Origin of the sequence: Sphingopyxis sp. GW247-27LB (genome assembly GCF_002277025.1) — a bacterium.
Taxonomy (GTDB): Bacteria; Pseudomonadota; Alphaproteobacteria; order Sphingomonadales; family Sphingomonadaceae; genus Sphingopyxis.
The window spans coordinates 177,130-199,086 of record NZ_NIWD01000009.1 but is presented as its reverse complement, the minus strand read 5'-3'; the positions used below and the strand labels follow the sequence as shown (position 1 = coordinate 199,086).

Here is a 21,957-nt window from a genome sequence, read left to right as displayed (position 1 = left end):
TAGCCCGTTGCGCATGAAGAATCCCGACACCCATGTCCATGACACGCCGCCGCCGGGCGCCGCGCCCGACTGGACGATATCGCAGGACTGGGAGGCGTTCACCGCCGACGAGCATGCGATGTGGGACCGCCTTTTCGCGCGCCAGTCGGCGATGCTGCCGGGCCGCGCGTCGGAGGCCTTTCTGCGCGGCATCGACGTGCTGCGGCTCGAAAAGCCGGGCATCCCCGACTATCGCGACCTCAACGCGCGGCTGACGGCAGCGACGGGGTGGCAGGTGGTCGCGGTGCCGGGGCTGGTTCCCGACGACGTCTTCTTCGATCATCTCGCGAACCGGCGCTTTCCCGCGGGCAATTTCATCCGCACCCCCGAACAGCTCGACTATCTGCAGGAACCCGACGTCTTTCACGACGTCTTCGGCCATGTTCCGATGCTCGCAGACCCGGTGTTCGGCGACTATATGCAGGCCTATGGCGAGGGCGGCCTGCGCAGCCTGAAATTCGATGCGCTGAAACAGCTTGCGCGGCTTTATTGGTACACGGTCGAATTCGGCCTGATCCGCGAGGCCGGGGGGCTTCGCATCTATGGAGCGGGGATCGTCTCTTCCTATGCCGAAAGCGTTTTCGCGCTCGATTCGGACAGCCCGAACCGCATCGGCTTCAACCTCGCCCGCGTGATGCGTACCGACTACAGGATCGACGATTTCCAGCAGAATTATTTCGTCATCGACAGTCTGGACCAGCTGCTCGACGTGACGGTGAACACCGATTTTGCACCGCTCTATGCGGCCAATGCCGCGCTACCGTCGATCCCGATCGCCGACATATTGGGCGAGGATGAAGTGATTACGCGCGGCACGCAGGATTATGCGCTGGCGAAGAGCGGGTGACCAACGACGCCCTCTCCCCTGAAGGGGAAGTCTCACCAGCTCCCGAACGTCGCGTCCGACGGGTTCGCGCGGTGCAGCGCGCGCTCCTTGCGCCGCCAACCATAGCGCCGCCGCTTGACCAGCAGCAGGCACGGCCATTCGGCGCTCCCGCCCCGGCCCGCAAGCCGGAATCCCTGCGCGCGATAGGCGGCGAGCACCGGTTCCATCTGCCGCGCGATCAGGCCCGCGAGGATCGCGTGGCCGCCGGGCGCGGTCGCGGCGGCGATGTCGGGGGCGAGGGTGATGAGGGGGCCAGCGAGGATGTTTGCGACGACCAGATCGTAGGGCGCGCGGTGGCGGATTGCGGGATGATCGGTTCCCGGCGCGACCGCGAGCGCGAGCCGGCCGCCTCCTCGACCGAGCGCGACGCCGTTGATCGCGGCATTGTCGCGCGTCACGAGGATGCTCGCGGGGTCGATGTCCGACGCGATCGCCCGGGCGCGCGGCCACAGCGCCAGCGCGGCGAAGGCGAGCAGTCCGGTGCCGGTGCCGATATCGGCGATATTGCGCGGCGCCGCGCCGGCCCGCGCGATCCGGTCGAGCATCGACAGGCATCCCGCGGTCGTGTCGTGCCCGCCGGTGCCGAAGGCCTGGCTCGCGTCGATCAGGAAGGGCACGACGTCCGGCGGCACGCGGTCGGCATGGCTGCTCGTATGGACGAAAAAGCGGCCGGCCTGCACGGGTTCGAGCCCCTGCTGGCTCAGCGTCACCCAATCCTCCTCGGGCAGCTCCTCGACCGTGGGCGCGGCGCCCTTCGCGCTCGGCACCAGCGCGCGCAACGTTTCGATGAGCGCGGCGCTCGGCGGCGCCTCGACATAGGCGTCGAGCTGCCAGCGCGCGGCCGCTTCGTCGATCTCGCGCGTCACCACCACCGGCGCATCGGGCAGCGCGTCGAGTGCCGGCACCTCGCCCGACAGCGCCTCGGCCTCATCGCGGGTGCAGGGGAGCGAGACGAGCCAGCTCATGGCTTGCCCGCGGCTTCCTTCGCCAGCCGATCGGCGAGCCGTTTCGCGGCCTCGGCGGCATAGGTGCGGCAGCCGCCCGGGTCGGCGAGGGGGGCATCGCCCGCGAGGCGCGCGAACAGGTCGCTCGCGCCCGGATGCGGGGTGATCAATATGTCGCAGGGCAGCGCCGGCACCTTTGCGAAGGTCGCGCGCATCATTGCGACATAATCGGGATGGTCGGTGAAGCGGTAGTCGTCGCCCGACACCGCGCTCAGGCTGTCGACATAGGCGATGGTGCGGCAGTCGCTGTCCTCGCACGACCGCCACGTCCAGCTCGTGCTCCCCGGCGTGTGGCCGGGCGTCGCATGGAGCGTCAGGTCGAGGCCGGGAATCGGCAGCGCCTCGCCGTCGCGGAGCTCGCCCGCGATCTTCACGCCGCGGAAGGGCGGGATCGCGCCGCGCTGCGGGTCGCGCGCTTCGGGCTCGCCGCTCGTCAGCGTGGCGACCGCTTCATGGCGCGCATAGATTTTCGCGCCGGTCGCATCCTGCAGCGCCCTGAGCCCGCCGACATGGTCGAGATGCTCGTGGCTCGCGAGCAGGGTATGCACCTGCTTCGGGTCGAAGCCCAGCGCACGGATGTTGGCGAGGATCGCGGGCGCGGCCTCCTCGGTCGCCGCGTCGATCAGCACGAGCCCGCCCGGCGCGTCGATCAGCACCGCCGAAATGCCGCAGGTGCCGACATAATAGCTGTTGCCGAAGATCTTCGCGGGCGGCGCGGGATCGCTCCAGCCGTCGCGGCCTTCGCACGCGGCGGCAAGCGCCTGGCCTGTGGGCGCGGCGGGTGCGGAAGCGGGCGCTTCGGCCTGGGACGCGCAGCCTGCGAGCAGCAGCGCGGCGAACAGCATGGGTTTACCGGACATAGCTTGCTCCATTGGCGTCGAGCACCGCGCCGGTCATCGAGGGCGGCGCGGCGAGAGCGCACCAGCGCGCCATCTCGGCGATCTCCTCTGGCATCGCGACGCGTCCGAGCGGGATATCGGCGAGCAATTTGTCGCCGCCGCGGCTTTCGAGATACTCCTCGGCCATGCCGGTCATGGTGAAGCCGGGGCAGATGGCGAAGGCGAGGATATTCTCGCGGGCATAGGCGCGCGCGATCGTCTTGGTCATCGCGACCATCCCCGCCTTCGACGCCGCATAATGCCAGTGTGCGGGACTGTCGCCGCGATAGGCGGCGCGGCTCGCGATATTGACGATGCGGCCGCCGCGCGCGCCTTGCTGCCAGTGGCGCACCGCGAGGCGGCAGAGCTGCGCGCTTGCGGTCAGATTGACCTCCAGCGTGCGATTCCAGCCGGCGAGCCAGTCGGCATCGCTTTTGTCGATCGGATTGGTCTCGAACACTCCGGCATTGTTGATCAGCACGTCGATGCGGCCGTCGAGGCGATCGAGGCTTTCGGCCCACAGCCGCGCGGGAGCGTGGGGGTCTGCAAGGTCGCCGTCGGCGCTGGAAAGCGCGACGACCTTCGTCGCGTCGGTGGTCAGCGCATCGGCGATCGCCGCGCCGATGCCGCGGCTCGCGCCGGTGATCAGGATATGTGTCATGCCGCGGCTTTAGCGGCCGGCGAGGTTCAGCGCAAAAGGGGCGGTCAAAAAATTCCGTTCGCCCTGAGCCTGTCGAAGGGCCGTTCTTCCTTCTTCGGGCGTGGAAGGGAAGAACGGTGCTTCGACAGGCTCAGCACGAACGGGTTTTGAAAATTCTTGCCTTCGTCAAGCCACCCGGCGGCTGAACTCGCTCGCCGCCTGTTCGAGCGACTGGAGCCGCTCGCCCATCTTGGCGAATTTCTCGCTCAGCACGCTGATCTCGCCCGCGACCATTCCCGAATCGTTGCGGATGCTGGCGATGGTCGACGACATCGAATCGGCGGCGAGCGCGGTCTCGTCGACCGCGGCGGTGATCGAGGTGACCGTCTGCGCCTGCGCGTCCATCGCGTCGCGGATGCGTTCGGCCGATTGCTGGACCTCGACGATCGTCGCCTGGATCGACTGGTTGGCGCTCACCGAACCCTTTGTCGCCTGCTGGATCGCGGTGATCTTGCCCGCGATATCGTCGGTCGCGCGCGCGGTTTCGTTGGCGAGGCTCTTCACTTCCTGCGCGACGACTGCGAAGCCGCGGCCCGATTCGCCGGCGCGCGCCGCCTCGATCGTGGCGTTGAGGGCGAGAAGGTTGGTCTGTCCCGCGATCTCGCGGATCAGGCCGAGGATCGATTCGATCGATTCGGCGTGGCGCGACAGCGCTTCCGACATGGCGACCGCTTCGCCCGCCTGTTCCGACGCGCGGGTCGCGACGCTGGCCGAGGCTTCGACCTCGCTGCGCGCATCCTCGATCGCGCGGATCAGCCCGGCGGCGGTCGACGCCGCCTCGCGCATCGCGATCGCCGACTGCTCGGACGCCGCGGCGACCTCGCTCGTCTTGGCGATCATGCCTTTGGCCGCGAGATCGGCCGATTCGGCCTGGCTCGCGAGTTGCTGGCGCACTCCGTCGGTGTCCTGCACCAGCGTCGCGATCGAGCGGTCGAAATCGCCCGCCAGCGCCTGGCGCTCGCTCGAGATCGCGGCGCGCTCCAGCTTTTCGGCATAGGTCTGCATGATGTCCATCTCGAGCAGCGCGAGGCGGTTGATCGCGCTCGTCAGCCGGACGATGCGGTCGGTGTCGCCGGCGCAGGCGTGGACGACATGCTCGATGGTCAGCCGCTGGCTTTCGCCGAGGCACGACAATACCGAGGCGAGCGGCACGCCGACGCGCAGCGCCATATGGGTGTTCTGGCAGGCGATCGTCGCCGATTCCTGGCCCGCGGGATCGGAATATTTGACCAGCATGTGCCGGGTGCTGCCGCGCACATAGGCTTCGAGCAGTTCGCCTTCGGCCTTGCGGACGTGGGGCAGCGCGTTGAAGGCGGTCCAATAGGCGCGGCCGATCGGCTCCTCGTGGCCCACCACCATCTCGGCGATCTCGCGCGCATCCGCGGCAAGCCGGCCATCGAGGTCGTAATAGGGAAAGCGATCGGCCATCAGCACCGGATCGATCTGCTGCTTATGAATCGGATTGTCCTTCACCATGATCCCGTCCCCCGAGGCCAAATCTTGGATGCGCGGCGTCTGCCGTCCGCCTGCGTCCGCGAAACTGGTGAACGGGATATGCTGCGGAACCGGTAAATTCGCCGTTAACCCGGCAGGGCGAATTTGGTGATTGGAGCACCGATGAGCGCTATACTTCGAGGGCGCGGCGCGGTTATTGGTTGCAGGTGAAACCGGTCGGAGACGAAACCATGATCATCGGCACCCCCAGGGAAATCAAGAATCACGAATATCGCGTCGGCCTGACCCCCGAAAGCGCGCGCGAGCTGGTCGTGCACGGCCACCGCGTGCTGGTCGAGACCGGGGCGGGCGAAGGCATCGGCGCGCACGACCGCACCTATGAGGATGCGGGCGCGGAGATCGTCGCGACCGCCGCCGAGATTTTCGCGACGGCCGAGATGGTGGTGAAGGTGAAGGAGCCGCAGCCGGCCGAGCGCGCGATGCTGCGCCCCGGCCAGATCCTCTACACCTATCTCCACCTCGCCCCGGACCCCGAGCAGACGCGCGACCTGATGGCGTCGGGCGCGGTGTGCATCGCCTATGAAACCGTGACCAGCCCGCACGGCGGCTTGCCGCTCCTCAAGCCGATGAGTCAGGTCGCGGGGCGCATGTCGATCCAGGCCGGCGCGACCGCGCTCGAAAAGGCGCACGGCGGCCGCGGCGTGCTGCTCGGAGGCGTCCCCGGCGTCGCGCCGGGCAAGGTGTGCATCATCGGCGGCGGCGTCGTCGGCTTCAACGCGGCGCAGATGGCGACCGGGCTCGGCGCCGATGTCACCATCCTCGACCGCGATCCCGAAGTGCTCGAACGCGTCGGTACCTTCTTCGAATCGCGGGCGAAGACCCGCTTCTCGAACCGCGCCAACCTCGCCGAATGCGTCGCCGATGCCGATCTCGTCATCGGCGCGGTGCTGATCCCGGGAGCCGAGGCGCCCAAGCTCGTCACCCGCGACATGCTGAAGACGATGCGCCCCGGATCGGTGCTCGTCGACGTCGCGATCGACCAGGGCGGCTGCTTCGAGACGAGCCATGCGACGACGCACGCCGAGCCGACCTACGTGGTCGACGGCATCGTCCATTATGCGGTCGCCAACATGCCGGGCGCGGTCGCGCGCACCAGCACCTATGCGCTCAACAACGTCACGCTGCCGCACGCGCTGCGCATCGCCGACCTCGGCTGGAAAGAGGCTTTGCGCCGTGACGTGCATCTTGCGCAGGGCTTGAACGTTTGGAATGGCAAGGTGACGTTCGAGGCGGTAGCCGAAGCGATCGGAACCGACTATGTGCCCGTCGACCAGGCGCTAAGTTGAGCAAGAAAGTAGAGAAGACAAATGACGGACCAAGGCCAGCCGACTCCTCCCCCGAACGAAGACGAGGAAAATGAAGTGCTGCGCGCCGCGCGCGAGCGCCACGAGCAGCAGGAAGCCCTCGAAGCGGCGGAGGCCGAGGCCAAGGGCGGCAAGCGCGGGCGTGGCTGGAAAGCCGCCGCGGGTCTCGGCATCGGATCGGCGGCGGTGATCGCGGCGCTGCTCTACGCGAACCGCGACAAGATCAAGTGACGCGGCGAGGCCGCTGAACGCGCTCAGGCGATCCATATCTCCGCGCCGGTCTTCACCCGGCTGAGCGCGATCAGGCTGCGAAAGCTCGCCACCGCGTCATTGTCGGCGAACAGGCGCCGGCTGATCGCTTCATATTCGATCATGTCGCGGGTTACGATCACCAGCACGAAGCTGATCCCGCCGGTCACATAATAGCATTGCTGCACTTCCGGCGCCGCGAGGAACAGCGCTTTCGCGCCGTCGACCGTGGGCGGGCGCTCGTCGATCAGATGGACCTCGACGACCGCGGTGATCGTCATGCCGAGGGCGCCGGTGTCGACGATCGCGACATTGCGTTCGATGATCCCCGCCGCCTCCATCGCGGCGATGCGCCGCTGCACCGCCGCCGCTGACAGGTTCACCGCTTCGGCGATTTCGCGCTGCGGCGTCTTGTTGTCGCGCTGAAGGATGCGCAGGATCGCGCGGTCGAAGCTGTCGAGCCTGCGCTCGCCGGATGCTCTGGGTCGGCCCATAGCCGAGTATTTGTTGCATTTTATCCCCGAAGCAAGCGTCCTTCGCTCGCTTCGTCGATGCTATCCCCCGCCCATCGACAGCAAGGATCGCCATGAGCATCGCCATCGCCGGCGCGTCCGGCACGCATCGAATCGGAGCCGGCCTCGCGTGCGGCATGGGGGCGGGCGCCTTGTGGGGGCTGGTGTTCCTCGCGCCCGAACTGGTGCGCGGCTTCACCCCGCTGCAGCTCGCGATCGGGCGCTATCTCGCCTTCGGCGCGATCGCGTCGGTGCTGATCGCGCCGCGCTGGCGCACGCTGGCCGGCCGGCTCGCGCGCCGCGATTGGGTGGTGCTGGGCTGGCTCGCGCTCGCGGGGAACACCCTCTATTACATCTTTCTTTCGGCGGCGGTGCAGGCGGGCGGGATCGCGATGACCTCGCTCGTCATCGGCTTCCTGCCGGTCGCGGTCACCCTGATCGGCAGCCGCGATCACGGCGCCGTTCCGCTGGCGCGCCTCGCGCCGTCGCTGCTCCTCTGCGCGGCGGGAGCGGCCTGCATCGGCTGGCAGGCGATCGGCGCGCCGGCGTCGGACGATGGCGGCGCGGGAAGGGTCGGTCTGCTGTGCGCGGTGGGAGCGCTCGTGTCGTGGACCGCCTATGCGGTCGGCAACAGCCGCTGCCTCGCGCGCCTCGATCATGTCTCGGCGCACGACTGGAACCTGCTGACCGGCGTCGTCACCGGCGCGCAGGCGCTGGCGCTGATCCCGCTCGCGCTGCTCCTCGAGCCGATCGGCCATGACACGGCCACCTGGCTTCGCTTCGCGGGCGTGTCGGTCGGCGTCGCGCTTCTCGCCTCGATCGCCGGCAACGCGCTGTGGAACCGGATGAGCCGCCTGCTGCCACTGACGATGATCGGGCAGATGATCCTGTTCGAAACGCTCTTCGCGCTGCTCTATGGTTTCGCCTGGGAAGGGCGGCTGCCGACGCCGCTCGAAGTGGCGGCGTTCGCGCTGGTCGTCGCCAGCGTCCTCTCCTGCATCGCCGCGCACCGCCGGCACCCGCCCGCCGCGCTCGCGAGCTGAGCGCCCGGCGTCGCGAGGCAAATTTTCCCCATTCGCCCCCTAAGCAATTGCATATCGCGGCGGGAAGGCTTAACCGGCCCGCATCGACCGGATAGAGTCAGAAGATACGGGGCTGATATGGCTGGCAAGGAACCGGGCGGGCGACCGCTCTCTCCACACCTCGGGGTGTATAAATGGGCGCCGTCGATGGCGGTCTCGATCTTCCACCGCATAACCGGCGACGGGCTCGCGATCGTCGGGGCGCTGATGTTCCTCTGGTGGCTCGGCGCGATCGCCGCGGGTCCCGACGCATATGCGGCGTTCGTCGCCTGCGTGTGGCACGATCCCGCCGGCGGCACCTTTCACATGGTCACCAATATATTGGGGAAGGTCGTGTTGATCGGCTTGACCTGGGCCTTGTTCCAGCATCTCTTCTCGGGGCTTCGCCATCTCGTTCTCGACACCGGCGCGGGCTATGAACTGAAGACAAACCGGCGGTGGTCGATCGCGGTCTTCGTCGGCGCGATCCTCGCGACCGCCGCGACCTGGCTCACTATCTTTGCGGGGACGATCAATGGGTAATGGTACGCGTCTCGGCCGTGTGCGCGGCCTCGGCCCGTCGCATCACGGCACCGGCCACTGGCTGCAGCAGCGCTTCACCGCGCTCGGCAACCTGCTGCTGGTTACCTGGTTCGTCGTCTCGCTTCTGCGCCTGCCGCTCACCGATCATGGCGCGGTCACCCGCTGGGCGTCTAATCCGACGGTTGCGCTCGGCCTGATCCTGATGGTCGCCAGCGTCTTCTGGCATCTTCGCCTCGGCCTCCAGGTGATGATCGAGGATTATGTCCACGGCGAAGCGACGCGCCTGCTGTCGCTCGTCATCCTGAACTTCTACGCGATCGGCGGCGCGGCCTACGGGATTTTCGCCATTATCCGGATCGCTCTGGCGCCCGCCGCGCTCGGCCCGGGGGGCATGTAAGATGACCGAAGCCTATAAGATTATCGACCACAGCTATGACACCGTCGTCGTCGGCGCCGGCGGATCGGGCCTGCGCGCGACGATGGGCAGCGCCGAAGCGGGCCTGAAGACCGCGTGCATCACCAAGGTGTTCCCGACGCGCAGCCACACCGTCGCGGCGCAGGGCGGCATCGCCGCGAGCCTCGGCAACAACAGCCCCGACCATTGGCAATGGCACATGTACGACACCGTCAAGGGTTCCGACTGGCTCGGCGACCAGGACGCGATCGAATATATGGTGCGCGAGGCGCCGCAGGCGGTCTACGAGCTTGAGCACGCGGGCGTGCCGTTCAGCCGCAACCAGGACGGCACCATCTATCAGCGCCCGTTCGGCGGCCATATGCAGAATATGGGCGAAGGCCCGCCGGTGCAGCGCACCTGCGCCGCGGCCGATCGCACCGGCCACGCGATGCTCCACGCGCTCTATCAACAGAGCCTGAAATATGACGCGGACTTCTTCGTCGAATATTTCGCGCTCGACCTGATCATGGAGGATGGCGCGTGCCGCGGCGTCGTCGCGCTGTGCCTCGAGGACGGCAGCATCCATCGCTTCCGTTCGCAGGCCGTCGTGCTCGCGACCGGCGGCTACGGCCGCACCTATTTCACCGCGACCTCGGCGCACACCTGCACCGGCGACGGCGGCGGCATGGTGCTGCGCGCCGGCCTGCCGCTGCAGGACATGGAATTCGTCCAGTTCCACCCGACCGGCATCTATGGCGCCGGCGTGCTGATCACCGAAGGCGCACGCGGCGAGGGGGGGTATCTCACCAACTCCGAAGGCGAGCGGTTCATGGAACGCTATGCCCCCTCGGCGAAGGACCTTGCGTCGCGCGACGTCGTGTCGCGCTCGATGGCGCTCGAAATCCGCGAAGGCCGCGGCGTCGGTCCGCACAAGGACCATATCTACCTGCACCTCGACCATATCGACCCGAAGGTGCTGGCAGAACGCCTGCCGGGCATCACCGAAAGCGGCAAGATTTTCGCCGGGGTCGATCTGGCCCGCGCGCCGCTCCCCGTGGTGCCCACGGTCCATTATAATATGGGCGGCATTCCGACCAACTATCATGGCGAAGTCGTGACGCTGAAGGACGGCGATCCCGAACATGTCGTCCCCGGCCTGTTCGCGGTCGGCGAGGCGGCGTGCGTGTCGGTCCACGGCGCGAACCGCCTGGGTTCGAACAGCCTGATCGACCTCGTCGTCTTCGGCCGCGCGACCGGGCATCGCTTGAAGGAACTGATCAAGCCCGGCGCCGCGCAGCCCGCACTGCCCAAGGATAGCGCCGATCTCGCGCTCGGCCGCCTCGACCATTTCCGTAATGCCAACGGCGGTTCGCCGACGGCGGAAATCCGCACCGAGATGCAGCGCGCCATGTCGCAGCACGCGGCGGTGTTCCGCACCGACGAGCTGATGGCCGAGGGCAAGGAAAAGCTCGCCAGGACCTATGCGCGGATGCAGGACGTTCATGTCACCGACCGCGGCCTGATCTGGAACACCGACCTCGTCGAAACGCTCGAGCTCGACAATCTGATCGCGCAGGCAACGGTGACGATGCACTCCGCCTTCAACCGCAAGGAAAGCCGCGGCGCCCACGCGCACGAGGATTTCCCGAACCGCGACGACGCGAACTGGATGAAGCACACCGTCAGCTGGTTCGACGGCTGGGGCGGCAAGGGCGGCGGCGTGAAACTCGATTACCGCCCCGTCCACGAATATACGCTGTCGGACGACGTCGAATATATCAAGCCGAAGGCGCGGGTTTATTGAGACGCTGGGCTCCCTTGGGCTGGGCGCTTTCGTGCTGCTCGGGACGGGGACCGCCATAGGGCAAACGTCGGATGGCGCACAGCGGTTGATTGCACTCACGCGCGAGACGACTGCCCGCTACTCGCTCGTCACCCTGAACCGGATTCGTCGTTCCGACGGTCGGATTGTCGAGGAGTGGTCGGCAGAGTATCACGACGGTACATTGCATCGGGTGGAAACGCCGCGGGACCGGATTGTCGCCGATTGCGCGGCGATGAGGGGCAGCTATGCCGATCTTCGCAAAGGCAAGCTGATAGAGAATATGTCGGTGGCGAAGGCCGCGTGCGGGATCGAGGCCAACACGCCGATCCTGTCGGCGCGGATCGAGGGCAAGCGCGAAAGCCGTTTCGGGCCGACCACGCATCTTGTCATTCGCGATCCCAATTTCATCCGGACTTATGACGTGGACAAAAATGGAGCTTTGCTGGGCGCGACGATTTCGGATCACAGTGGACAGCGGCTGCTCACCAATTGGGCAGTCTATTTGAGTTCCGACGTGCCGCCCGACATTTTTTCGAAGGACTCTCTCGGCCGCAGTGTCGTGCCCGAGCGCTTCAAGCAGCCTCGGCCTGCGAACTGATCTATTCCCCGAACAGGCTCTTCATCGGGTCGAGGTCGGAAAAGGGCTGGTCGACCTCGAGCCCCATCAGCCACAATTTCTGGCATGCGATCAGGAAGAACATGATCGCGATGGTCCAGACGATGATCGTCTTGATGACCTGCCATCGCCGCGCCTCATAGGCGGCCTTGGCGCGCGCCTTGTGATCGATGCCCAGCTCGCCCTCGAACTCGGCGACGAGCTGCGCGCGGCGGGTGCGCGAGATATTCGCCACGCTCGCGGCACTTGCTTCACCCATCGAACGGCGAGTCGCCATCAATCCCACCTTGCGCCCGGTTCAGTCGAGCCTCGCACGATAGGCGAAAGCCCCTGACAAAGCGTTAACCGGCGTCGGGCAGGGTCACCCCCACGAGCTTGGTCCGCCCGGTCGCGCCGCGGATCAGCGTCAGGTCGCGGCGCGCGCATCCGAGCGCCGCGGCGAGCAGCTTCAGCACCGCTTCGTTCGCGGCGCCATCGGCGGGCGGCGCGGTCACCCGCACCTGCACCACGCCCTCCGCAATGGCGACCGTGTCGCGGCTCGCGCCCGGCGTGACGCGCAGTTCGAGCCGGCCCGTCGGCGCCGCGAGCGCGCGCAGCGCTTCGGTCAGCGCCGGGTCGGGGCGATATTTCAGAGGGTGATGACCAGCTTGCCGACCGCGCTGCGATCGCCGAGCTTGGCGATCGCCTTGCCGCCGTCGGCGAGCGCGAAGGTTTCGGTGACCCGCGGCTTGATCTTGCCCTGCTCCCAAAGCTGGAACAGCCGCGCGATGTTGGCGCGGTTGCGCGCCGGTTCGCGCGCGACGAAGGCGCCCCAGAAGACGCCCGCGACGTCGCAGCTCTTGAGCAGGGTCAGGTTGAGCGGCAGACGAGGGATGCCCGCGGGGAAGCCGACGACGAGGTAGCGGCCCTCCCACGCGATCGAGCGCAGCGCCGGCTCGGCATAGTCGCCGCCGACCGCGTCGTAGACGAGGTTGGCGCCGTTCGGCCCCACCGCTTCCTTGAACTTGTTCGCGAGGTCCTTCGACTGGTCCTTGTCGAACGGCTGGCGGCCATAGATCACCACTTCGTCGGCGCCGGCAGCCCGTGCGATCTCCGCCTTCGCCTCGCTCGACACGCCGGCGACCACCCGCGCGCCGAACGCCTTGCCCAGCTCGACCGCGGCGATGCCGACCCCGCCCGACGCGCCGAGGACCAGCAGGGTGTCGCCTTCCTGGATGTGTCCGCGATCGACGAGCGCGTGGATGCTGGTGCCATAGGTCATCAGCAGCGATGCGCCCTCGGCGAAATCATGGCCTTCGGGCAGGTGATAGACATTGTGGACGCCGACCGCGACGGCTTCGGACATGCCGCCGTTGCCGCAACCCGCAAGCACGCGGTCGCCGACCTTGAACTCGGTCACGCCTTCGCCAACCTCGGCGACCAGCCCCGCGACTTCACCGCCCGGCGCGAAGGGGCGCTCGGGGCGGAACTGATATTTATCCTCGATGATCAGCACGTCGGGGAAATTGACCGCGCAAGCCTTCACATCGATCACGATCTGCCCCTTGCCCGCGGTCGGGCGCGGCAGTTCGCCCAGCGTCAGCGTTTCGGGGCCGCCGGTCGCGGTCGACAGAAGAGCTTTCATCATTGTCTCCTTTTCTTCGTTGTGGCGGCACCGGCCCGCTCCCCCACCCGGCCTCCCACAGCGTATCCTGAGATGGGAGGCCGGGTGGGGGAGCGGGCCGGTGCCGTTACCTCATGCCGCCGGTCGCATCCAGGGACGCTCGGCGTCGAGCTTTTGTTCATAGGCGCCGATCGCGGCGTCGCTTTTCTCGGTCAGCGAAATCTCGTCGAGCCCTTCGAGCAGGCACATCTTGCGGAACGGGTCGATCTCGAAGGCGAAGCGGTCCTGGAAGGGCGTGGTCACCGTCTGCGTGTCGAGGTCGACATGGATGGGGTCGGTCGCCGCGACCTCCATCAGCCGGTCGATCGCCGCCTGCGGCAGAACGACGGGCAGGATGCCGTTCTTGACCGCGTTGCCCGAAAAAATGTCCGAATAGGAGGGCGCGATGACGACGCGGATGCCAAGGTCGCCGAGCGCCCACGCCGCGTGCTCGCGGCTCGATCCGCAGCCGAAATTATCGCCCGCGATCAGGATCGGCGCGCCTTGATACTCGGCGCTGTCGAACAGATTGCCGGGGTCGGCGCGCAGCGTCTCGAACGCGCCGCGTCCCATGCCTTCGCGGCTCGTCGTCTTCAGCCAGTGCGCGGGAATGATCACGTCGGTATCGACATTCTTCAGCCCCAGGGGAATAGCGCGGCCCTCGACCTTTTCCAGCGGGGTCATGCCATCAACTCCCTGACGTCGGTCAGTCGGCCCGTGACCGCCGCCGCCGCCGCCATCGCGGGGCTGACGAGGTGGGTGCGCGCGCCGGGCCCCTGGCGGCCGACGAAGTTGCGGTTGCTGGTCGATGCGCAGCGTTCGCCCGCGGGTACCTTGTCGGGGTTCATCGCGAGGCAGGCCGAGCAGCCCGGCTCGCGCCATTCGAGTCCGGCATCGATGAAGATTCGGTCGAGCCCCTCGGCCTCGGCCTGGCGCTTAACGAGGCCCGATCCAGGGACGACGATCGCCCATTTCACATTGGCGGCCTTGTGGCGGCCTTTGACGATCGCGGCCGCGGCGCGCATGTCCTCGATGCGGCTGTTGGTGCAACTGCCGATGAAGATATTCTCGATCGGCACGTCCTGCATCCGCATGCCGGGTTCGAGCCCCATATAGGCGAGGCTTTTGGCGGCCGCCGCCTGCTTCGACGGGTCGGCGAAGCTCGCGGGGTCGGGGACGATGCCGGTGATCGGCACGACATCCTCGGGGCTCGTGCCCCAGGTGACGCTCGGCGCGATGTCGGCGGCGTCGATGACGACGATCTTGTCGTAGGTCGCGCCCGGATCGGTCGCGAGGCTCTTCCAGTAAGCGACCGCCGCGTCCCAATCGGCACCTTTCGGCGCATAGGGGCGGCCCTTCAGATAGTCGAACGTCGTCTCGTCGGGCGCGATCAGTCCGGCGCGCGCGCCGCCCTCGATCGCCATGTTGCTGATCGTCAGCCGGCCCTCGATCGACAGCGCGCGGATCGCGCTGCCCGTATATTCGATGACGTGGCCGGTGCCGCCCGCCGCGCCGATCGTCCCGGTGATGTGGAGGATGATGTCCTTCGCGCTGACGCCGGGTCCGACCTCGCCCTCGACGCGCACTTCCATCGTCTTGGCGGGCTGGAGCAGCAAGGTTTGCGTCGCGAGCACATGCTCGACCTCGCTCGTCCCGATGCCGAAGGCGAGCGCGCCGATGCCGCCGTGGCAGGCGGTGTGGCTGTCGCCGCAGACGATCGTCGTGCCGGGCAGCGAAAAACCCTGCTCGGGTCCGACGACATGGACGATGCCCTGCTCGGGCGCGACCGCGTCGATATAGCGGATGCCGAAATCGGGTGCGTTCTTTTCGAGCGCGGCGAGCTGCGCCGCGCTTTCGGGGTCGGCGATCGGCAGCTTGTTGCCGTCCGCGTCGAGCCGCGCCGTCGTCGGTACATTATGGTCGGGCACCGCGAGCGTCAGGTCGGGCCGGCGCACCGTGCGCCCGCTCGCGCGAAGCCCCGCGAACGCCTGCGGGCTGGTGACTTCATGGACGAGGTGGCGGTCGATGAAGATCAACGAGGTACCGTCGGGGCGCCGTTCGACGACGTGCGCGTCCCAGATTTTCTCATAGAGGGTGCGGGGCCGAGTCATGCGGTCCACTTAAGCCGGTTGCACAACAATGCAAGCCAGTGGCGATCGAAAACGCAATTTTCGGTCGCGATACACCGTCGCCCCCGCGAAGACGGGGGCCGCCGTCGGCCTTGGCCGGCATGTCGGCGTAAAACGATAGCGGCCCCCGCCTTCGCGGGGGCGACGAGTTGGTCTATAACGGCATCATGTCCACCCTCGCCATCATCGCTCTCGTGATCGCCACCGTTGCGGCGATGGAGGGCGTCGCCTGGGCGAGCCACAAATATATCATGCACGGCTTCGGCTGGGCGTGGCACCGCGACCATCATGAACCTCACGACCATCGTCTGGAAAAGAACGACCGCTTCGCGATCGCTGGCGCGGGACTCAGCATATCGATGTTCGCGGCCGGCAGCCCGATGATCATGGGCGCAAGGGCGTGGGAACCGGGGACGTGGATCGGGCTCGGGATTCTCCTCTACGGCATTCTCTACACGCTGGCGCACGACGGGCTGGTCCACCAGCGCTGGTTCCATTGGGTGCCGCGGCGCGGCTATGCCAAGCGGCTGGTGCAGGCGCACCGGCTCCACCACGCGACGCTCGGCAAGGAAGGCGGGGTCAGTTTCGGCTTCCTGCTGGCGCGCGATCCCGCGACGCTGAAGGCCGAACTGAAGGCGCAGCGCGAGGCGGGGGTCGCGGTGGTGCGTGAGGCGTTGGCGGACTAGCTCCGGTCAGGCCGTCCGATAATCCGCGGTGATCACCCCCGCCGCCGCCAGCTCGGCCTCGTGGCTCTCCTCGCGCCAGCTCTCGGCGAGCGCCTGCCGTTCCCATTCCAGCATCGCGGGATGCGCGAGCATCGCGTCGACCCATGCCTGCCCGGCGCCGACGTCGAGGCCATAGGTGCGGATGCGGAAGGCGACCGGAGCGAAAAAGGCGTCGACCGCGGTGAAGGCGTCGCCCGCCAGCCATGGGCCGCCGAAGCGGCCGAGTCCCTCTTCGAAAAGTTCGCGGACCCGTGCGACATTGGCTCTCAACGCGTCCGACATCGGCTTCGGTCGCACGCGGACGCCGACGTTCATCGTGCAATCATTCCGTAACGCCGAAAAGCCGCTGTGCATCTCGCACGCCGCGCACTGCGCCCAGGCGCGCGCGTCGGCGTCGGTCGGCCAGACGCCATCGTGCCGGTCGGCGAGGTAGAGGGCGATGCCGAGCGAATCATGCACGGTTCGCCCCTCGTCGAGCAGCACGGGCACCTGTCCCGTCGGCGAGAAGCTGCGGAACTCGTCATAGTTGATCGGGCTGGTAAAGGGCTCGATATGGTCCTCGAACGCGATGTCGAGCGCCTTCATCAGCACCCATGGGCGCAGCGACCAGCTCGAATAATTGCGGTTCGCGGTGATCAGTTGGTACATGCGGGTCGCCTTCTTACCTTGCCTTCAGCCGGTTTGGGAGGTTTTCGCCGACCTTCCGGCCATTTCGTCTTTGGCCTTGGGCAGCTTGCTCAGGTCGAGCCAGCGCGCGTCGTCGCGCTTGTGATAGCTGTCGATCACCGCGAAGGGGATGCGGAAGGGAAATCCCCAGTCGCTGTTCCACATCGCGACGACGCCGGTTCGCGTCGCCGGTTCGAACATCAGCGTGGCGCGATAGCCCGAAACCGCGCCCGAATGGCCTTCGAGCCGGCGGCCGTCATAGGTAAAGCTCCGCCAGCCCAGGCCATAGTCCGCATCGCTGGTGGCCTGGCGCAGGGCGCCGCCATAGAGCCGCGCCGTGCCCACGCGGGGGCGATGGGCGATCTCCAGGACCGCCTTCGGCAGCACCTCCGGGCGCTTTCCCATCATCGCCTGCATCCAGCGCGCGAAATCGACGACATCGCTTTCGACACCGGCGGCAGCGGGAACGCGCCAATAGGATTCGGTGAGCGGCAGGATCGTTCGGCCGCGGTGCGGCCGCGCCCAATCCCTGGCGCCCGTCAGCCGCTCCATCCCATATCCCGCGCTGACCATGCCGAGCGGGAGGAAGAGCCGGTCGCTCACCGCGTCGGGGAAGGATTTGTGCGCGGCCTGTCCCAATATCTCGCTCGCGGCGTCGAAGGCGATGTTCTGATAGGTGTGGCAGGTTCCGGGTTCGCATTGCAGCGGTGCATTGACGAGACCCGCGCGAAGCAGCGCAGGGTTCTGCCCGGCCTCCAGCCGGTCGTCATAGGCATTCTTGGTCAGGCCCGTGCGCTGGGCCAGAAGCTGGCCGAGCGTGACGTGCGCCTCGGCGCCGCCGGGAAGGTGCAGCGACGTGCGCCACGCGGCGATGGGGCGGTCGAGGTCGACGGTGCCGTCCCGCGCCATCGCGGCGGCGAGGGCGCCCGTCGCGGTCTTCGACACCGAGGCCCAGCGGAACAGGGTGTGCGGCGTGACCGGCGCCCCGGTCGAGCGGTCGGCGACGCCATAGGTGCGAACGAAGCGCAATTTGCCGTCTTCCACCACCGCGACCGCGAGCCCCGCCATTTCGGGGCGCTGCGCCAGATCGGACAATTGCCGGTCGAGCGCGCGATAGTCGATCCGGCCGCGCCATTCGGCGGGCGTGTCGGGCAGGTCTTCGGGAGCGTTGATCGGGATCGCGATGCTGGCGAGGGGCTGGCCGCCGCCCGAGGCGTGAAGGCCGAACCAGCCCAGCCCCAGTGCGGCGACCGCAAGGGGGGCAAGAAGAAACCGCAGCGCGGATTTGTTACGGGATCGCGACCTCATATTCGGCCGCCCTCTTAGCCGCGACTTTCCCCCTCGTCACCCCCAACGAGCCGGTAGGAAGGATGGATGGGGCGAGCGGGGGTCAGCGGTTTTCGGGCAGTGTCGCGATCCATTGCGCGAGCGCACCGGTGTCGCGCAAATCGCCCGGATAGGGATGTACCGGACGCAGCGGCTCGTTCGAGCCGCGCGTGCGGCCGCGATAGACCTTCATCGGCACCGCGATGCGGGTGAGGCCGCTCGGCAGAACGTCCTGCCGCACGTCCATATAGAGGGTGTCGGCGCTGGTCTCCTGCCCGACCTGGATCGCGCCGAGCGCTTTCCACAGGTCGGCGGCGTCGAGGCACGCGGAGGCGCAGCCGCTGTCGGTGACGAAATAGACCGGCCCCGCGGGCGGAGCGGGCGGTTCGCCGGGGGTTTTCGCGAGGTCGGCGGGCTCGACCGAGCGCCATAATGGCTCACCGCGATCATGGGCGGCCGTGACGCCGCTTACGGTCGCGTCGATCCAGCGCTTCATGTCGTCGGATGTGCCCGGCGCGTCGCGGACATGGTCGCCGAACTCGGTCAGCGTCTTCACATTGTCCGCCGAGGCGCGCCAGTCGACGCTGCTCGTACTGGGCAGCGCCTCGACGCGCTGCTTGCCCCAGAGGATCGCGGCGATCTGCGCCGACCAGTCGGAGGAGCCGCCATTGTTGCCGCGCAGATCGAGCACGATGCGCGGCGCGGCGGCAATCGCGGCGCGGTCGGCGTGCATCGCGTCGATCAGCGGCCCGAGCGCCTTGGCATCGGCCGAATCGGGATCGCCGTCGAACCCCGATAGCGCGAACCAGCGCGTCCCATCGGCCAGCGTGCGCGCGGCGATCGGCGCGCGCGCCATCTGGTTGGTGTCGCGCACCCGCGCGGTCAGCGTAGCGTTGTCGATCGGATGCCAGTCGAGCGTCACCTCGCGCGCCATATCGCCCACACGGAAGCGGCAGCGCACCGGGCGCGCGATAAAGGGATTGCCCTGATCGACGAACAATTGCCCGCCGCGCAGCATGCGCCGCGAAGCGAGGAACCAGCGTCCTTCGAAGGCGCCGACATTTTCGGCCGCGAGCCGGTCGGCGGGCTTGCCGTCGCAGCCTTCGAGCACCGCGCCGAGCGGGACGGGCGCGTCGTCGGCGCGCGTCTTCACCACCTGCGCCACGCCCTCGAAGCCGGTCAGGAAGCCCGGCCAGCGCGCGGTGAAAGGCGGCGCCTTGTCGGTCGTGCCATAGCCCAGATGACCGTCGTCGAACGAGGCGGCATAGGCCTTGAGCGCGTAATAATAGCCGGCGAAATCGCTGGCCTTGCCCGCGCGCGCCACCGCCAGGGCGAGGCCAGCGTCGTTGCGCTTCGAAAAATCGGGATCGAGCGTGTTGACCGGGCCCGGATGGTTCGCCGCGATATCGTCGTGCATCGCCTGCGCGTCGGTTCGCAGCGTCGCGGCCCAGTCGCGGGGCGGGGCAGGATCGGCGGGCGCGGCGTCCGGCGCGAGGACGAGCAGGGACAGCAGGAGCATCGACATGGCCTCATGCTATCGCCGCTGTATTATATTTACAATACAGTTGATAAATCCGTCATTGCGAGCGAAGCGAAGCAATCCAGAGTGGCGCAAACCGCCCTGGATTGCTTCGCTTCGCTCGCAATGACGCAAAATGGCAGGCGGGTGTTTCGGCTCAGGCCGTCTCCAGCGCCACCTCATAGGTCGCGGTCGTCTTCGCCGCGACCTCTTCCGCCGTCACACCCGGCGCCAGCTCGATCAGCCGGAACGGGCTCGCATGGTCGGCGCGCTTGAAGACCGCGAGGTCGGTGACGATCATGTCGACGACATTCCTGCCGGTCAGCGGCAGCGTGCAGGCGGGGATGAACTTGGCCGATCCGTCCTTCGCCACATGCTCCATCACGACGATGATCTTCTTGACCCCCGCGACCAGGTCCATCGCGCCGCCCATGCCCTTGATCATCTTGCCGGGCACCATCCAGTTGGCGAGGTCGCCATTTTCGGCGACTTCCATGCCGCCCAGCACGGCGAGGTCGATATGGCCGCCGCGGATCATCGCGAAGCTCTGCTCCGACCCGAAATAGGCGGTCTGCGGCAGCTCGCTGATCGTCTGCTTGCCGGCGTTGATCAGGTCGGGGTCCTCGTCGCCCTCATAGGGAAAGGGGCCGATGCCGAGCATGCCGTTCTCCGACTGCAGCGTCACCGTCATGCCCGCGGGCACATGGTTGGCGACCAAAGTCGGGATGCCGATGCCGAGGTTGACATAATAGCCGTCCTCGAGCTCCTGCGCGGCGCGCGCCGCCATGTCGTCGCGGGTCCAGCCCTTTGTTTCGTCGGCCATTATTTCGGCTCCCATGCGGTGTCGGAGGGGAAAAGATCGTCCCAGCCCAGCCGGTCCCACGGACCATAGACGGGGTTGGGGAAAAGGAACCAGCCACGGTTCCACAGTTTCGCGGCGGCGGGGCCGGTCGCGAGCGCGATGCGCGCGGCGGGCGCCAGCGCCTTGTCATTGAACTGCTGGCTGAAATCGCCGAGCTGGTCGCCTGCCATCGCGATCACGCAATATTTCGACGCGATCGCGCTGCGGCGCCCGTCCTTGCTCGACCCGCCGGCGTCGTCGCCCGCGAGGAATAACGTTTCGCCATGCCTGAATTCGCCGAGGCCCGCCGCGCGCAGCGTCGCTTCCGCGCCTTCGGCATTGGCGGCGCTGCGGTTGGTGTTGGCGATCACGGTGACCCCCGCAGCGCGCAGCGCGGTCACCATCTCGACCGTTCCGGGCATCGCCTTGGCGGCGCCGGCGCCGGTTTTCTCCCAGCTATCCCAAATCTTGGGATCGAAGGCGATACGGCGCTCGGCCATGTAGCGCGTCGCGCCGAGGTTCCAGATCAGCGTCTCGTCGGCGTCGAACACCGCGGCGAAAGGCTTGTCGCCGCACGGCTCGAAGCGCGGCGCGTCCATGCTCGCGCCGGGCGCCAGCACGACGCTGTCCTGCGGCCGCTGCTTGACGCGCTCGGCCACATAATCGGCGATCCGTGCATTGACGGCGCGCACCGCGACGGCGGCCTCGGCCGAACCGTAGAGATATTGGAGCGCGGTGGTCGGTTTCGCCGGCTCGGTGGGGGAGGCGGGCGCCGACGCGACCGGCGCGTGTCCCGCGCTCGCGCAGCCCGCGAGGAGCAGGCCCAGCGACAGGGCGAGGGCGCGCCTCACGCCGCTTCCCGCGGGCGCACGGTGCGGAATTCGATCTTCTTGTCATAGGGCGCGCCAAGGACGAGCCGCTTCACATAGATGCCGGGCAGGTGGATGCCGTCGGGGTCGAGGCTTCCGACCGGCACGATCTCCTCGACCTCGGCGACGCAGATTTTCGCCGCGGTCGCCATCGGCTGGTTGAAGTTGCGCGCGGTCTTGCGGAAGATCAGATTGCCGCTCTCGTCGGCCTTCCATCCCTTGATGACCGCGAGATCGGCGAAGATGCCGCGCTCGAGGATATAATCCTCTCCGTCGAAGCTCCGCACCTCCTTGCCCTCGGCGACCGCGGTGCCGACGCCGGTTCTGGTATAGAAGCCGGGAATCCCCGCTCCGCCCGCGCGGCAGCGCTCGGCGAGTGTGCCCTGCGGGCAGAATTCGACCTCGAGTTCGCCCGCCAGATACTGCCGCTCGAACTCCTTGTTCTCGCCGACATAGGAGGAGATCATCTTCTTGATCTGCCGCGTGCGGAGCAGCTTGCCGAGGCCTTCGCCGTCGATGCCGGCATTGTTGCTCGCGATGGTCAAGTCCTTGACCCCCGAATCGCGGATCGCGTCGATCAGCCGCTCGGGAATGCCGCAGAGGCCAAAGCCGCCCGCGCAGATCTGCATCCCGTCGAAGAGGAGGCCGTCGAGGGCTGCGGCTGCGTCGGGGTATCGCTTGTTCGCCATGAATCGGCCTCCTGCTGCTGGC

25 protein-coding genes are annotated in these 21,957 nt (G+C 67.6%); 9 read left to right on the top strand and 16 right to left on the bottom strand.

Annotation, left to right across the window (positions count from 1 at the left end; translation table 11 throughout):
* Positions 1-13 precede the first annotated feature (13 nt).
* Positions 14-886: a phenylalanine 4-monooxygenase gene (gene phhA / locus CD928_RS13370; RefSeq protein ID WP_095387606.1), complete on the top strand. Its 873-nt coding sequence runs from the start codon at positions 14-16 to the stop codon at positions 884-886.
* A gap of 32 nt (positions 887-918) precedes the next feature.
* Here the strand turns inward: phhA and CD928_RS13365 are convergent, their stop codons facing one another.
* The 4 genes from CD928_RS13365 to CD928_RS13350 form a co-directional block, all read right to left on the bottom strand.
* Entirely contained in the window at positions 919-1,890 is a 972-nt protein-coding gene (locus CD928_RS13365; protein ID WP_095387605.1) for a 50S ribosomal protein L11 methyltransferase, read from the bottom strand.
* On the bottom strand, positions 1,887-2,789 hold the full coding sequence (bla, locus tag CD928_RS13360) for a subclass B3 metallo-beta-lactamase (RefSeq protein ID WP_176473580.1): 903 nt from the start codon (positions 2,787-2,789) through the stop codon (positions 1,887-1,889). The genes CD928_RS13365 and bla overlap by 4 nt, the downstream gene beginning before the upstream one ends.
* On the bottom strand, positions 2,779-3,468 hold the full coding sequence (locus CD928_RS13355) for an SDR family NAD(P)-dependent oxidoreductase (protein WP_095387604.1): 690 nt from the start codon (positions 3,466-3,468) through the stop codon (positions 2,779-2,781). Before CD928_RS13355 ends, bla begins: the two co-directional genes overlap by 11 nt.
* A gap of 165 nt (positions 3,469-3,633) precedes the next feature.
* Positions 3,634-4,983: a methyl-accepting chemotaxis protein gene (locus CD928_RS13350; RefSeq protein WP_095387603.1), complete on the bottom strand. Its 1,350-nt coding sequence runs from the start codon at positions 4,981-4,983 to the stop codon at positions 3,634-3,636.
* A 209-nt stretch (positions 4,984-5,192) separates the two neighbouring features.
* On the opposite strand from CD928_RS13350, the gene ald reads away from it, so the two are divergent.
* Positions 5,193-6,308: an alanine dehydrogenase gene (gene ald, locus CD928_RS13345; RefSeq protein ID WP_095387602.1), complete on the top strand. Its 1,116-nt coding sequence runs from the start codon at positions 5,193-5,195 to the stop codon at positions 6,306-6,308.
* A 21-nt stretch (positions 6,309-6,329) separates the two neighbouring features.
* Entirely contained in the window at positions 6,330-6,557 is a 228-nt protein-coding gene (locus CD928_RS13340; protein ID WP_095387601.1) for a hypothetical protein, read from the top strand.
* A 23-nt stretch (positions 6,558-6,580) separates the two neighbouring features.
* Here CD928_RS13340 and CD928_RS13335 read toward each other — a convergent pair whose 3' ends face one another.
* Entirely contained in the window at positions 6,581-7,069 is a 489-nt protein-coding gene (locus tag CD928_RS13335; protein ID WP_095387600.1) for an Lrp/AsnC family transcriptional regulator, read from the bottom strand.
* A gap of 92 nt (positions 7,070-7,161) precedes the next feature.
* Here CD928_RS13335 and CD928_RS13330 point away from each other — a divergent pair, with 92 nt between their 5' ends.
* From CD928_RS13330 to CD928_RS13310, 5 genes are all read left to right on the top strand, one after another.
* On the top strand, positions 7,162-8,130 hold the full coding sequence (locus CD928_RS13330) for a DMT family transporter (RefSeq protein WP_095387599.1): 969 nt from the start codon (positions 7,162-7,164) through the stop codon (positions 8,128-8,130).
* A 117-nt stretch (positions 8,131-8,247) separates the two neighbouring features.
* Positions 8,248-8,691, top strand: a complete 444-nt coding sequence (gene sdhC / locus CD928_RS13325) for a succinate dehydrogenase, cytochrome b556 subunit (RefSeq protein ID WP_095387598.1) — start codon at positions 8,248-8,250, stop codon at positions 8,689-8,691.
* Positions 8,684-9,088 (top strand): succinate dehydrogenase, hydrophobic membrane anchor protein, encoded by a 405-nt coding sequence (gene sdhD / locus CD928_RS13320; protein ID WP_095387597.1) that lies wholly within the window; start codon positions 8,684-8,686, stop codon positions 9,086-9,088. Before sdhC ends, sdhD begins: the two co-directional genes overlap by 8 nt.
* Before the next feature lies 1 nt (position 9,089).
* Positions 9,090-10,892, top strand: coding sequence for a succinate dehydrogenase flavoprotein subunit (gene sdhA / locus CD928_RS13315; RefSeq protein WP_095387596.1), 1,803 nt, complete (start codon positions 9,090-9,092; stop codon positions 10,890-10,892).
* Between the two features lie 31 nt (positions 10,893-10,923).
* The gene (locus CD928_RS13310; protein WP_141237154.1) at positions 10,924-11,511 is read left to right on the top strand and encodes a hypothetical protein; all 588 of its coding nucleotides are present in this window, start codon (positions 10,924-10,926) and stop codon (positions 11,509-11,511) included.
* 1 nt (position 11,512) lies between these two features.
* On the opposite strand, the gene CD928_RS13305 is transcribed toward CD928_RS13310, so the two are convergent.
* The 5 genes from CD928_RS13305 to leuC all read right to left on the bottom strand — a co-directional run bounded on the left by CD928_RS13305 (position 11,513) and on the right by leuC (position 15,282).
* Complete coding sequence (locus CD928_RS13305) at positions 11,513-11,806, bottom strand: hypothetical protein (protein ID WP_255247163.1); 294 nt, start codon at positions 11,804-11,806, stop codon at positions 11,513-11,515.
* A 64-nt stretch (positions 11,807-11,870) separates the two neighbouring features.
* The gene (locus CD928_RS13300; protein ID WP_255247202.1) at positions 11,871-12,089 is read right to left on the bottom strand and encodes a DUF167 domain-containing protein; all 219 of its coding nucleotides are present in this window, start codon (positions 12,087-12,089) and stop codon (positions 11,871-11,873) included.
* A gap of 68 nt (positions 12,090-12,157) precedes the next feature.
* On the bottom strand, positions 12,158-13,153 hold the full coding sequence (locus CD928_RS13295; protein ID WP_095387594.1) for an NADPH:quinone oxidoreductase family protein: 996 nt from the start codon (positions 13,151-13,153) through the stop codon (positions 12,158-12,160).
* A 111-nt stretch (positions 13,154-13,264) separates the two neighbouring features.
* Positions 13,265-13,855, bottom strand: coding sequence for a 3-isopropylmalate dehydratase small subunit (leuD, locus tag CD928_RS13290; RefSeq protein ID WP_095387593.1), 591 nt, complete (start codon positions 13,853-13,855; stop codon positions 13,265-13,267).
* Complete coding sequence (leuC, locus tag CD928_RS13285) at positions 13,852-15,282, bottom strand: 3-isopropylmalate dehydratase large subunit (RefSeq protein ID WP_095387592.1); 1,431 nt, start codon at positions 15,280-15,282, stop codon at positions 13,852-13,854. Before leuC ends, leuD begins: the two co-directional genes overlap by 4 nt.
* A 185-nt stretch (positions 15,283-15,467) precedes the next feature.
* Between leuC and CD928_RS13280 the strand changes: the two genes are divergently transcribed.
* Positions 15,468-15,986: a sterol desaturase family protein gene (locus CD928_RS13280; RefSeq protein ID WP_095388048.1), complete on the top strand. Its 519-nt coding sequence runs from the start codon at positions 15,468-15,470 to the stop codon at positions 15,984-15,986.
* 6 nt (positions 15,987-15,992) lie between these two features.
* Here the strand turns inward: CD928_RS13280 and CD928_RS13275 are convergent, their stop codons facing one another.
* From CD928_RS13275 to CD928_RS13250, 6 genes are all read right to left on the bottom strand, one after another.
* Entirely contained in the window at positions 15,993-16,673 is a 681-nt protein-coding gene (locus tag CD928_RS13275; protein ID WP_095387591.1) for a glutathione S-transferase family protein, read from the bottom strand.
* 24 nt (positions 16,674-16,697) lie between these two features.
* Positions 16,698-17,999: a serine hydrolase gene (locus tag CD928_RS13270; protein WP_095387590.1), complete on the bottom strand. Its 1,302-nt coding sequence runs from the start codon at positions 17,997-17,999 to the stop codon at positions 16,698-16,700.
* Positions 18,000-18,081: 82 nt separating this feature from the next.
* The gene (locus tag CD928_RS13265; RefSeq protein WP_255247162.1) at positions 18,082-19,542 is read right to left on the bottom strand and encodes a S41 family peptidase; all 1,461 of its coding nucleotides are present in this window, start codon (positions 19,540-19,542) and stop codon (positions 18,082-18,084) included.
* A 151-nt stretch (positions 19,543-19,693) separates the two neighbouring features.
* On the bottom strand, positions 19,694-20,359 hold the full coding sequence (locus CD928_RS13260; RefSeq protein WP_095387589.1) for a CoA transferase subunit B: 666 nt from the start codon (positions 20,357-20,359) through the stop codon (positions 19,694-19,696).
* Complete coding sequence (locus CD928_RS13255; protein WP_095387588.1) at positions 20,359-21,228, bottom strand: HAD family acid phosphatase; 870 nt, start codon at positions 21,226-21,228, stop codon at positions 20,359-20,361. The genes CD928_RS13260 and CD928_RS13255 overlap by 1 nt, the downstream gene beginning before the upstream one ends.
* Entirely contained in the window at positions 21,225-21,935 is a 711-nt protein-coding gene (locus CD928_RS13250) for a CoA transferase subunit A (protein WP_095387587.1), read from the bottom strand. The genes CD928_RS13255 and CD928_RS13250 overlap by 4 nt, the downstream gene beginning before the upstream one ends.
* Between the last annotated feature and the right edge of the window lie 22 nt (positions 21,936-21,957).

Coding starts and splice junctions, on each gene's coding strand:
- CD928_RS13330 (WP_095387599.1), top strand. CDS start 7,162: ATGAGCATCGCCATCGCCGGCGCGTCCGGCACGCATCGAATCGGAGCC.
- CD928_RS13260 (WP_095387589.1), bottom strand. CDS start 20,359: ATGGCCGACGAAACAAAGGGCTGGACCCGCGACGACATGGCGGCGCGC.
- sdhD (WP_095387597.1), top strand. CDS start 8,684: ATGGGTAATGGTACGCGTCTCGGCCGTGTGCGCGGCCTCGGCCCGTCG.
- phhA (WP_095387606.1), top strand. CDS start 14: ATGAAGAATCCCGACACCCATGTCCATGACACGCCGCCGCCGGGCGCC.
- sdhA (WP_095387596.1), top strand. CDS start 9,090: ATGACCGAAGCCTATAAGATTATCGACCACAGCTATGACACCGTCGTC.
- CD928_RS13265 (WP_255247162.1), bottom strand. CDS start 19,542: ATGTCGATGCTCCTGCTGTCCCTGCTCGTCCTCGCGCCGGACGCCGCG.
- CD928_RS13355 (WP_095387604.1), bottom strand. CDS start 3,468: ATGACACATATCCTGATCACCGGCGCGAGCCGCGGCATCGGCGCGGCG.
- CD928_RS13250 (WP_095387587.1), bottom strand. CDS start 21,935: ATGGCGAACAAGCGATACCCCGACGCAGCCGCAGCCCTCGACGGCCTC.
- leuD (WP_095387593.1), bottom strand. CDS start 13,855: ATGACCCCGCTGGAAAAGGTCGAGGGCCGCGCTATTCCCCTGGGGCTG.
- CD928_RS13280 (WP_095388048.1), top strand. CDS start 15,468: ATGTCCACCCTCGCCATCATCGCTCTCGTGATCGCCACCGTTGCGGCG.
- sdhC (WP_095387598.1), top strand. CDS start 8,248: ATGGCTGGCAAGGAACCGGGCGGGCGACCGCTCTCTCCACACCTCGGG.
- CD928_RS13350 (WP_095387603.1), bottom strand. CDS start 4,983: ATGGTGAAGGACAATCCGATTCATAAGCAGCAGATCGATCCGGTGCTG.
- CD928_RS13365 (WP_095387605.1), bottom strand. CDS start 1,890: ATGAGCTGGCTCGTCTCGCTCCCCTGCACCCGCGATGAGGCCGAGGCG.
- CD928_RS13305 (WP_255247163.1), bottom strand. CDS start 11,806: ATGGCGACTCGCCGTTCGATGGGTGAAGCAAGTGCCGCGAGCGTGGCG.
- CD928_RS13270 (WP_095387590.1), bottom strand. CDS start 17,999: ATGAGGTCGCGATCCCGTAACAAATCCGCGCTGCGGTTTCTTCTTGCC.
- CD928_RS13295 (WP_095387594.1), bottom strand. CDS start 13,153: ATGAAAGCTCTTCTGTCGACCGCGACCGGCGGCCCCGAAACGCTGACG.
- bla (WP_176473580.1), bottom strand. CDS start 2,789: ATGTCCGGTAAACCCATGCTGTTCGCCGCGCTGCTGCTCGCAGGCTGC.
- CD928_RS13335 (WP_095387600.1), bottom strand. CDS start 7,069: ATGGGCCGACCCAGAGCATCCGGCGAGCGCAGGCTCGACAGCTTCGAC.
- CD928_RS13275 (WP_095387591.1), bottom strand. CDS start 16,673: ATGTACCAACTGATCACCGCGAACCGCAATTATTCGAGCTGGTCGCTG.
- CD928_RS13340 (WP_095387601.1), top strand. CDS start 6,330: ATGACGGACCAAGGCCAGCCGACTCCTCCCCCGAACGAAGACGAGGAA.
- leuC (WP_095387592.1), bottom strand. CDS start 15,282: ATGACTCGGCCCCGCACCCTCTATGAGAAAATCTGGGACGCGCACGTC.
- ald (WP_095387602.1), top strand. CDS start 5,193: ATGATCATCGGCACCCCCAGGGAAATCAAGAATCACGAATATCGCGTC.